Annotated in this window: 9 protein-coding genes; 6 read left to right on the forward strand and 3 right to left on the reverse strand. The window is 60.5% G+C overall.

The genetic code is table 11. The features are described 5' to 3' along the window. Both EN939_RS09855 and EN939_RS09860 read left to right on the forward strand, forming a co-directional pair. Positions 1–413, forward strand: a 413-nt coding sequence (locus EN939_RS09855; RefSeq protein WP_127267862.1) for a hypothetical protein, incomplete at its 5' end; no start/stop codon positions are given. Between the two features lie 237 nt (positions 414–650). Next, the gene (locus EN939_RS09860; protein ID WP_013530002.1) at positions 651–1,586 is read left to right on the forward strand and encodes a ribose-phosphate pyrophosphokinase; all 936 of its coding nucleotides are present in this window, start codon (positions 651–653) and stop codon (positions 1,584–1,586) included. 140 nt (positions 1,587–1,726) lie between these two features. On the opposite strand, the gene EN939_RS09865 is transcribed toward EN939_RS09860, so the two are convergent. Next, complete coding sequence (locus EN939_RS09865; protein ID WP_127267863.1) at positions 1,727–2,611, reverse strand: AraC family transcriptional regulator; 885 nt, start codon at positions 2,609–2,611, stop codon at positions 1,727–1,729. A 173-nt stretch (positions 2,612–2,784) separates the two neighbouring features. Between EN939_RS09865 and EN939_RS09870 the strand changes: the two genes are divergently transcribed. Beyond that, positions 2,785–4,026, forward strand: coding sequence for an MFS transporter (locus tag EN939_RS09870; protein ID WP_128361821.1), 1,242 nt, complete (start codon positions 2,785–2,787; stop codon positions 4,024–4,026). Between the two features lie 71 nt (positions 4,027–4,097). On the opposite strand, the gene EN939_RS09875 is transcribed toward EN939_RS09870, so the two are convergent. Further along, complete coding sequence (locus EN939_RS09875; RefSeq protein WP_127267864.1) at positions 4,098–4,955, reverse strand: alpha/beta fold hydrolase; 858 nt, start codon at positions 4,953–4,955, stop codon at positions 4,098–4,100. A 151-nt stretch (positions 4,956–5,106) separates the two neighbouring features. Between EN939_RS09875 and EN939_RS09880 the strand changes: the two genes are divergently transcribed. Further along, positions 5,107–5,535, forward strand: a complete 429-nt coding sequence (locus tag EN939_RS09880; RefSeq protein ID WP_127267865.1) for a MarR family winged helix-turn-helix transcriptional regulator — start codon at positions 5,107–5,109, stop codon at positions 5,533–5,535. Between the two features lie 92 nt (positions 5,536–5,627). On the opposite strand, the gene EN939_RS09885 is transcribed toward EN939_RS09880, so the two are convergent. Further along, positions 5,628–7,634: a putative bifunctional diguanylate cyclase/phosphodiesterase gene (locus EN939_RS09885; RefSeq protein ID WP_127267870.1), complete on the reverse strand. Its 2,007-nt coding sequence runs from the start codon at positions 7,632–7,634 to the stop codon at positions 5,628–5,630. A gap of 293 nt (positions 7,635–7,927) precedes the next feature. On the opposite strand from EN939_RS09885, the gene EN939_RS09890 reads away from it, so the two are divergent. Together EN939_RS09890 and EN939_RS09900 are read left to right on the forward strand one after the other, a co-directional pair. Further along, positions 7,928–8,962, forward strand: a complete 1,035-nt coding sequence (locus tag EN939_RS09890; RefSeq protein ID WP_127267866.1) for a class I SAM-dependent methyltransferase — start codon at positions 7,928–7,930, stop codon at positions 8,960–8,962. A gap of 247 nt (positions 8,963–9,209) precedes the next feature. After that, the coding region (locus tag EN939_RS09900; protein ID WP_127267868.1) for a 50S ribosomal protein L25/general stress protein Ctc at positions 9,210–9,731 on the forward strand (522 nt) is incomplete at its 3' end.

Below are 9,731 nucleotides of genomic sequence, written 5' to 3' on the forward strand. Positions count from 1 at the left end.
CATCAGCCCAAAGCGCTGCCATCCTGTCGAAGACCCGCCTGCAGATCGCGCCGATCGTCGGCGCTTCGGTGGAAGCCGCGACACCTCTTACGGCGGAGTTGCAGACCCGCGCCAGGCAGCGCGGTATCACGCTCGCCGGCAGCGCCGACCAGACCGTGACACATGTGCTGAAGGGCTATTTCTCGACGATGTCGGAAGGCGCCGACACCACCGTCATCTATGTCTGGGATGTCTATGACCCCGCCGGCAACCGGCTGCACCGCATCAATGGTCAGCAGAAGGCCCCGTCGGTCAATTCCGGCGCCAGCGCGGGCGGCGACAGCTGGAAGGGGGTCTCGCCGGCCACCATGCAGACGATCGCCGACCAGACCATCGACCAATTCGCGGCCTGGCTCGGCGGCAAGGCGGGCTAGAGGCATCGGACCCAAAAGTGGAGACGGTTTTGGGAAAATCCGATGCCCAACGAGAAGAAGGAGCAGCGCAAGTCCGCTGCTCCCTGTTGCAGCCCGGCGATGGCGCGGAGCTTTCTTGAGTTTAGCCGGCGGATTCCCGATCTCGGCGCTTGCAATACCGGCGCGGGCCGCTAAAAGCCCGGTTAAAGGGCGCAAGCGAGTCCGTCAGGTCTCATCATCCTCCACCAGGAACCGTGCATGAAACTCTTCGCGGGCAATTCCAACAGGGTGCTGGCCGAAGCGGTCGCCCGGTACCTCAACGTCCCGCTGGGCAAAGCCACGGTCAGGCGCTTCGCCGACCAGGAAATCTTCGTCGAAATCCAGGAAAACGTGCGCGGCGAGGATGTCTTCATCCTGCAATCGACCTCGTTCCCGACCAACGATCATTTGATGGAATTGCTCATCATGATCGATGCCTTCATGCGTTCCTCGGCCAAGCGCATCACGGCGGTCATCCCCTATTTCGGCTACGCCAGGCAGGACCGCCGCGCCTCCGGCCGCACGCCGATCTCGGCCAAGCTGGTCGCCAACATGATCACCCGCGCCGGTGTCGACCGCGTTCTGACGCTTGACCTGCATGCCGGCCAGATCCAAGGCTTCTTCGATATTCCGACCGACAATCTGTTTTCCGTGCCGGTGATGGCCCGCGACGTGAAGGCCAAATACAAGCAACTCGGCAACGTCGTGGTGGTCTCGCCCGACATTGGCGGCGTGGTCCGCGCCCGTGCGCTGGCCAAGCGCTTCGATGCGCAACTGGCCATCGTCGACAAGCGCCGCGAACGGCCCGGTGAATCGGAAGTCATGAACATCATCGGCGCGGTCGCCGGCAAGGATTGCCTGCTGATCGACGACATCGTCGATTCCGGCGGCACGCTGTGCAACGCCGCCGATGCACTGCTGGCCAACGGCGCCACCAGTGTCACCGCCTATATCACCCACGGTGTGCTGTCGGGCGGTGCGGTTGCCCGCATCAGCGGCTCGAAGCTGCAGGAACTGGTGATCACCGATTCCATCCAGCCCACCCAGGGCGTGCTCGACGCGCCCAACATCCGCGTCATCTCGATCGCCGACCTCATGGGCGAAGCCATTTCGCGCACCGCGACCGAGGAATCGGTGTCGAGCCTGTTCGACTAGAGCAATTCCAGGAAAAGTGTGAAGCGGTTTTCCCGGGAAAAGCGCGTAGCGCTTTCCCTAGAGAATTACGTCAAAACAAAGAGTTAGAGCAGCTCGCCGTTTCCGTAAAACGGTAAAATGCTCTAGAACAGCACCTGCCGTTACGGCGCAGGGCTTTCCAACCGAACCGGGCCGACCAGGCGACGAGCGACCTCGACGCTTTCTCGTGCGCCGCGCATATAGCCGCGCGGCGAGGTCCCCAGCATGCGCTTGAACATGGTGATGAAGGCCGGCACGCTGTCATAGCCGAGATCGAGCGCCACCCTGGTGATCGGCTCGCCGTCCGCCAGCCTGGGCAGCGCCGCGAACAGGCAGGCCTGCTGGCGCCATGTCGACAGCGACAAGCCAGTCTGGCGCTGGAAGGCGCGGGTGAAGGAGCGGCGGCTCATGCCGGCGGCATCCGCCCATTCATCGATCGTCGCATGCGGCGACGGTGCCGCGACGAAGCGCCGGCAGAGCGCCGACAGCCTTGGATCGGACGGGAATGGCAGGCCGAGCGGCCGTTCCGGCAAGGTCGGGATTTCGTGCAGCAAAAGGTTCATGATCAGCCCACCACGTCCTTCCAGAACGCCGCCTTGCGGCAGCTTTTCCGATTCCACGATCAGGCTGTGCATCAGGTCGGTGACGCCGACGACGCGCAAGCCTTCGGGCAGCCCGGGGATCGCCTGTGGCATGACATAGACCGAACGCATCGAGACATCGCCCAGCATCTCGACGGAATGCTCGGTGCCGGCTGGAATCCACATCGCGTGGTCGGGCGGCACCATCCAGCGTCCGTAGCGCGTCGTCACCAGCACCACGCCGACAAGCGCATGCAAGAGCTGGCTGCGGCTGTGGCGGTGCCGCGGCACACGGTAGCCATCGGGGTATTCGGTCGGCAATGCCACCGCCGGCCCGGCCACTTGTTCAAGCCACTCCCAGCGGCTCTCGTGCAACTGGCCGAGATTGGCGTTGCCAGCGTGAAAGACTTCTTTGCCGTGCGGCATCCGATATGGCCCACTTGCGAAACTATTGGACCAAACCACGAAAGAAGTCATCCCGCAAGAAGCTTATAAGGCGCCGGTCCCAAGCGCTCCACAGGAGCGTCCGACAAGGCGGCCGCAGGTGCGTTCGTCAACTGCCTGCGGGCCTGCCCGCCAAAAAGACCACGGAGCCTACCTTGACCGATACGACAGCCGCCAGCGTCGCCCCACCGGCGACCACCAGTCACGCTTCAGCCCAGGCGACGGCCTTCACCGTGATCCTGGCGGTGAGCTTCTGCCACTGCATCAACGACATCATGCAGTCGCTGCTGTCGGCCATTTACCCGCTCCTGAAAGAGAATTATGGCCTCGATTTCTGGCAGATCGGCTTGTTGACCTTCACCTTCCAGGTGACCGCGTCGCTGCTGCAGCCTGTGATCGGCATGATCACCGACAAACGGCCGATGCCCTATTCGCTGCCCTACGGCATGGCGTCATCGCTGATCGGCCTGATTGTGCTCGCCTATGCCGGGCACTATTCGCTGCTCCTGATCGGCGCCTCGCTGATCGGCATCGGCTCGGCGATCTTCCATCCGGAATCCTCGCGCATCGCCCGCTTCGCCTCCGGCGGCCGCTTCGGCCTGGCGCAGTCGCTGTTCCAGGTTGGCGGCAATTTCGGACAGTCCATGGGGCCGCTGCTGGCAGCCTTCATCGTCGTGCCGTTCGGCCAGACCAGCATTTCCTGGTTCGCCGTCGGCTCGCTGATCGGCATCATCGTTTTGTGGCAGGTCGGCGGCTGGTACAGCCGGCTGCGTGCCGCACAGGGCACCCGCAAGGCGGCGAGCTTCGTTTCGCCCTTCCCGCGCCGCAAGGTGATGAACGCATTGATCGTGCTGACCCTGCTGGTGCTGAGCAAGAATGCCTACATCGCCAGCCTCGCCAGCTACTACACCTTCTATTCCATGCATAAGTTCGGCGTTTCGGTGCAGATGAGCCAAGTCATGCTGTTCCTGTTCCTCGGAGCCTCGGCGCTGGGCATCCTGCTCGGCGGCCCGTTCGGCGACCGCTACGGGCAGAAGGCGATGATCTGGTTCTCCATCGTCGGCGTGCTGCCCTTCACGCTCGCCTTGCCCTACGCCAATCTGGAATGGACGATGGTGCTGACGGTGCTGATCGGCCTGATCCTGTCCTCTGCCTTCTCGAACATCGTCGTCTTTGCGCAGGAACTCGTGCCGGGCCGCGTCGGCATGATCGCCGGCATCTTCTTCGGCTTCGCCTTCGGCATGGGCGGCATCGCGGCGGCCGTGCTCGGTATCGTCGCCGATATGAAGGGCATCGATTTCGTCTTCCAGATCTGCTCGTATTTGCCGTTTCTTGGATTGCTCACCGTGTTCCTGCCAAACATGAAGGAAGCGCGCAAAGCGCAGGCGGCCGCCTAGATCAGGCGGGTCTGCCGCTGTCACAAAAATGCACCCGCCTGATGACGGGTGCATTTTTGTGGGCCATGGCCTTAAGCCTTGAAGAAGGCCAGCAGGTCGGCATTGATGATGTCTGCATGGGTCGTGGCCATGCCGTGCGGGAAGCCCTTGTAGACCTTGAGCTCGCCCTTCTTGAGCAGCTTGATCGTCAGCAGCGCCGAATCGGCGATCGGAACGATCTGGTCGTCGTCTCCGTGCATGACCAGGACAGGCACGTCGATTGCCTTCAGATCCTCGGTGAAGTCGGTTTCCGAGAAAGCCTTGATACAATCATAATGCGCCTTGGTGCCGCCCATCATGCCTTGGCGCCACCAATTGTCGATGACGCCCTGCGAGATGTCCGCGCCCGGACGGTTGAACCCGTAGAACGGACCTGATGGAACGTCGCGGAAGAACTGGGCGCGATTGGCTGCCTGGGCGGAGCGGAAGCCGTCGAACACTTCGATCGGCAGGCCGCCGGGATTGGCGGCAGTCTTGAGCATGATTGGCGGCACCGCGCCGATCAGCACCGCCTTGGCGACACGGCCGCCGGCGCCATAGTTGGCAACATAGCGCGCCACTTCGCCGCCGCCGGTCGAATGTCCGACATGAATGGCATTCTTGAGGTCGAGATAAGCGGCGAGTTCCGCGACATCGGCGGCATAGGTGTCCATTTCGTTGCCGATATCCGTCTGGGTCGAGCGCCCATGGCCACGCCGATCATGGGCAATGACACGGTAGCCTTGTGACAGGAAGAACAGCATCTGGGCGTCCCAATCGTCGCTGCTCAACGGCCAGCCATGATGGAAGACGACAGGCTGCCCGGTCCCCCAGTCCTTGTAGTAAATCTGCGTTCCGTCCTTGGTGGTGATCGTACCGCTGCCGGAGCTGGGCTTGGTTTGCGAGGTCATCTCAATCTCCTTGTGGTTATTTCCGCGATAAACAATATCGCGATAACCATATAGCTAACGCGGCACAAAACCCTTGTCCACAAAAATATGTATCGCGATATCATTTTTCGTGGTATCGAATTGATGCCCATATTGGCAAAAGGAATGCGCCGTGCCTCTCCCGTTGGACAATCAGCTCTGTTTCACGCTCTATGCCACCAGCATGGCGATAAACCGCACCTACAAGCCGATGCTGGACGAGATGGGCATCACCTATCCGCAGTACCTGGTGCTGAACGCACTTGGAGAGGCCGATGGGATGTCGGTCGGCACCATCGCCAACCGGTTGGCTTTGGAATCGAGCACCGTCACGCCGCTGGTGAAGCGAATGGAGCAAGCCGAGCTGGTGACCCGCCAGCGCAGCCAGACCGACGAACGCCAGGTGCAGGTCGACCTGACATCAGCCGGACGCGCGCTGCTGGTCCAATGCAACTGTCTGAACGAGACCTTGGTCGAACGCTCGGGCATGACGCTTGCCGAGCTCGATGCCTTGAACCGGCAGATCCAGGCGCTACGCAACGCGTTGACCAGCGACCGGTAGCCCCTAGGTAGCCGCTTGGCCCAGTCATGGGTTGATTGCAATCAGTACGGCTTTTGAGGGCGGCTAAGCCAAACGTCGGAAAGAGGCCACCATCATGCGGACTTAAGCACGGCAAATGACCGTTTGCGCATGGCCCGCTTTGCCTGGAAACTGGCGGCGGGAGCGGGGCGGCCGACATGGAAGCCCTGGATCTTGTCTATGCCGAATTCGCGCATCAAAGCCATCTGTTCGTCGGTTTCCACCCCTTCGACCAGGATCTTGTGGCCGCGATTTCGAACCAGGGTGATGATGTCCTGCAGCATCGCCTTGCCGCTCAGGGAGCTGCAGTCGTGCAGAAACGATCGGTCGATCTTCACCGTGTCGAAATCGATCAGGCGAAGCCACGAAAGGCCCGCAAAGCCCGTCCCGAAATCATCAAGCCATATCTTGATCCCGAGCAGCTTCAGGTCGCTGATGCAGCGCAGAATGTCCGAGTGCATCTCCATCTCCAGCCCTTCGGTGATCTCGAAGGCCAGCCTGCTGCCGGCGACGCCGGTTTCGCCCAGAATGGTCGCGACAGACGTTGCGAAGCCAGGTGTCTTAAGCTGGATCGGGGAGACGTTGACGCTGACGACACGGACGTGGTCGTCAGCCAGGAGTTCGGCGCACACCGTCCTTATCGCCCAGCGCCCGAGTTCCAGGATCGCGCCGGTTCGCTCGGCGACGGGAATGAACAGGCTCGGCGGAACCGATGTGCCGTCCAGCATTTTGAGGCGCATCAGAGCCTCCACCGCTTCAACCCGGTCCGATTTGACATCCTGGATAGGCTGATAAACCAGTGAAACGAGATTCTGGCCGATCGCGATCTTCAGCAAGGCCGCGATGTTCTCGCTCTCGTCGCTGCTTTGCGGATCGGTTGGATCGAACAGCCGGGCACAATTTCGGCCGCCGGCTTTTGCCAGATAGAGAGCGCGATCGGCCTCGTGGATGATCTTCTCCAGCTTGGCGCCGGTCTGCGTCCTGGTGAATGCGGCGCCAACGCTCACCGTTACGATCGAGACGCCGTCGCGCCGCAGTTCGTGCGTCAGCGCCAGGTTCTCGACCGTGCTGCAAATGGCTTCCGCTATATCCAGTATCTGCTCTTTTTTCTCCATGCGAGCCAGGACGATGAACTCTTCACCGCCATAGCGGCCGATGGAGCCATTATACTGCTTGATCATGTCGCTAAGGGCATTGGCGACATGGATCAGGCAGCGGTCGCCTTCCTGATGGCCGTAGCAGTCGTTGAATTTCTTGAAGAAGTCCACGTCGATGAGGATCGCCCCGAAGCTGGTACCGACCTTTTGCCAATCGCTCCAGTAGTCCCGCAGCTTCTCGTCGATCGCGCGCCGGTTCTCCAGACCCGTCAGCGGATCGGTCCGCGACAACCTCAGCAGGGCCTTGCCGCGTTCGGTCGCCTCATTGTGCTGGATCTTGGCTTCCAGGGCATTCAGAAAGACGTTGTAGCGTTCCTCATTCAGTTTCCAGTTCACATACGAGGTGAACGTGAAACAGGATATATAGAAAGCCCCGAATACCATTTTGTATGTAAGGGTTGAAGGAACGAAGTAATTTACGATGTAAAGTATACACAATATTATTGCCGAGGTTACGATAGAAAGCTTGAAATTGAACGTAAAGAAAAGATTTGCGCTCATCATGAATATGGTCCCAAAGACCATGTAGTAAGAGACGCTTTCCTTGTCCGCGCCAAGAACCGCTGGGCACAACCAACCAACATAGCCGAAGATGATGGCTCCGGCGCAGGTCACGTCGAGCCATTCCGTTCCAATCCCCCGGCGAAGCTGTGCTTCGAGGATCAAAAGCGCGCTCAAGCCGACTGCGAAGCGCGCCGTGATCGTGTAGGCAGCAACATCCGGGATCAGCAGCAGATCCGTTGCCGAAAACAAGAGATAGATCGCAACCGCAATCCAGAGCCCTGGCCTGGCTTCTCCTCTTCGCGTCGCCTGCGCTTCGGTGCGGTAAAGGGTGCGGAGCTCGTCGGCGCTCAGTTCATAGCGCGGCTCGTACGGCTCCGCATCAACCGTATCGACCAATACGGAGGACAGGTGTTCGTTCATCACAATAGACCCCGTTTGAAAGGGATTTTGTTTTCCGAACTCATTTCCAGCTTCTGCCCCCACGCGGGCCGGCTCCTTTGGACGCGACGGCGATTGCGACGCCGGGCAAACAAATGCAATCGCGCAAGACAAGTTTCCGTTAACTCGAACCCGGAATTCGGGCCGGAAGCCGTCTAAAGAGGAACATGGTTGGCGGGAAATTAATCATAACGATAAAATGCCGTCAGCCCGACATTGGCAAATGGAGCATTCTACGCAATAAGTTAACCGACTGTTAACTATGGAGTGATGGCGTGCAGACCGTTCTTGATGGCAAAAGCTTGATTACTGCCGCGATGCTCGCCGGCACGCTGCCTCGGGGAAAGCTCGAGCATCATGGCGAAGCGTTCGAAACCGCGCGCGCGGAGCTGGCGCTCATTCTCCACGCGACACAGCAGCAGATCGAACAGGACAAGAACCCCGCCGAGATCGTCGGTCGCTTGCTGTCCTTCCTCAATGGCCTGCATTCCAAGGTTCATCCCGACGTCTGGCATGCGTTGATACCGGTGGCGCAGAACCATCCGATCCTGAAGTATTTTCTCGAGGATCCGCTGACGCACTGGTCCTTCACCAAGCCCAGGGGCTATTCCGGCGACGCGCAGTTGCTTGATTACATCTATTGCGATCCGCACGTGGCAGAGAGCGTGGCCAACGCCTCGGAGATCGGCAAGGCGCTCTATAGCCATACCCAGAACGTACCCTCATGCGTCGCGGCACGGGAACGACGCGACCTCCTGACCCGATATGTCGACGAGATTGCGGTCAAGAATGGACCGCAAACCGAGATCCTGGCGATCGCGGCCGGCCATTTGCGGGAGGCCAATCGCTCGGTCGCCTTGACGGAGGGCCGTCTCAAGCGCTGGGTTGCGCTCGATCAGGATCCCCAGAGCGTTGGGCTGATCGCGCGCGACTTCCAGGGCACCGCGGTCGAAGCCATCGACGGCTCGGTGCGAACCGTGCTCACGCGGGGTCACAAGCTCGGCAAGTTCGATTTCATCTATGCCTCCGGCCTTTACGACTACCTCGCCCACAACGTCGCGGTGAAACTCACGAAGACCTGCCTGCAGATGCTGAAGCCGAACGGGACGTTCCTGTTTGCGAACTACGCCGAGGGCACGCCTGACGCCGGCTACCGGGAGACATTCATGGACTGGGTGTTGCTGCTGCGATCGGAGGTCGATATGTGGAACATCGTCAATGCCAGCGTCGACCGCAACACCGTCGAGGCGCGGGTGTTCTTCGGCGAGAACCGCAACGTGCTTTATGCCGTCATCGAAAAGCGCGGATAGCGACCGCCTGGACTGCACCAGCCTGGGCGTGCCTTTGGCTTGCACCTCCGGCCGCCTTCCGCTATAGAGCCGCCACCCGCGTAGACACCCTTGGAGGCAACGCGGCGGAAGGCCGCCTTCCCGCATGATCCCGAAAAGTGGATTCCGGTTTTCGGACCAGATCATGCATGGGTATGTCGGCTTTCGACGTTTACGGTCCAGGCACTCTGCCAACCGTGAGCGCTCCAGTAAACCGAAAGGAAATGCCATGAGCCACGACACTTACGAGCTCAAGGCCGAAGCACGCGAACAGGTCGGTAAGGGGTCCGCCCGTGCAGTTCGCCGCAACGGTAAAGTGCCTGCAGTAATCTATGGTGACAAGCAGCCTCCCCTGGCTATCGCGCTCACCTACAAGGATATCTACTACAAGATCCATGGCGGTGGGTTTCTGACCACGATCGCCACGATCGATGTCGACGGCAAGAAGATCCAGGTCCTGCCGAAGGACTTCCAGCTCGACCCGGTCAAGGATTTCCCTGTCCATGTCGACTTCCTGCGCATCGGCAAGGACACCGAAGTCAATGTCGACGTGCCTGTCCACTTCATCAACGAGGACAAGTCGCCCGGCATCAAGCGCGGCGGCGTGCTCAACATCGTGCGTCACGAAGTCGAGTTCCACTGCCCGGCCAATGCGATCCCGGAGTTCATCACCGTCGATCTCACCGGCGCCAACATCGGCGACTCGATCCACATCTCGGCGGTCAAGCTGCCGGCTGGCGTCAAGCCTGTG

The organism is Mesorhizobium sp. M7A.F.Ca.CA.002.05.1.1 (genome assembly GCF_003998335.1).
Lineage (GTDB): Bacteria > Pseudomonadota > Alphaproteobacteria > Rhizobiales > Rhizobiaceae > Mesorhizobium.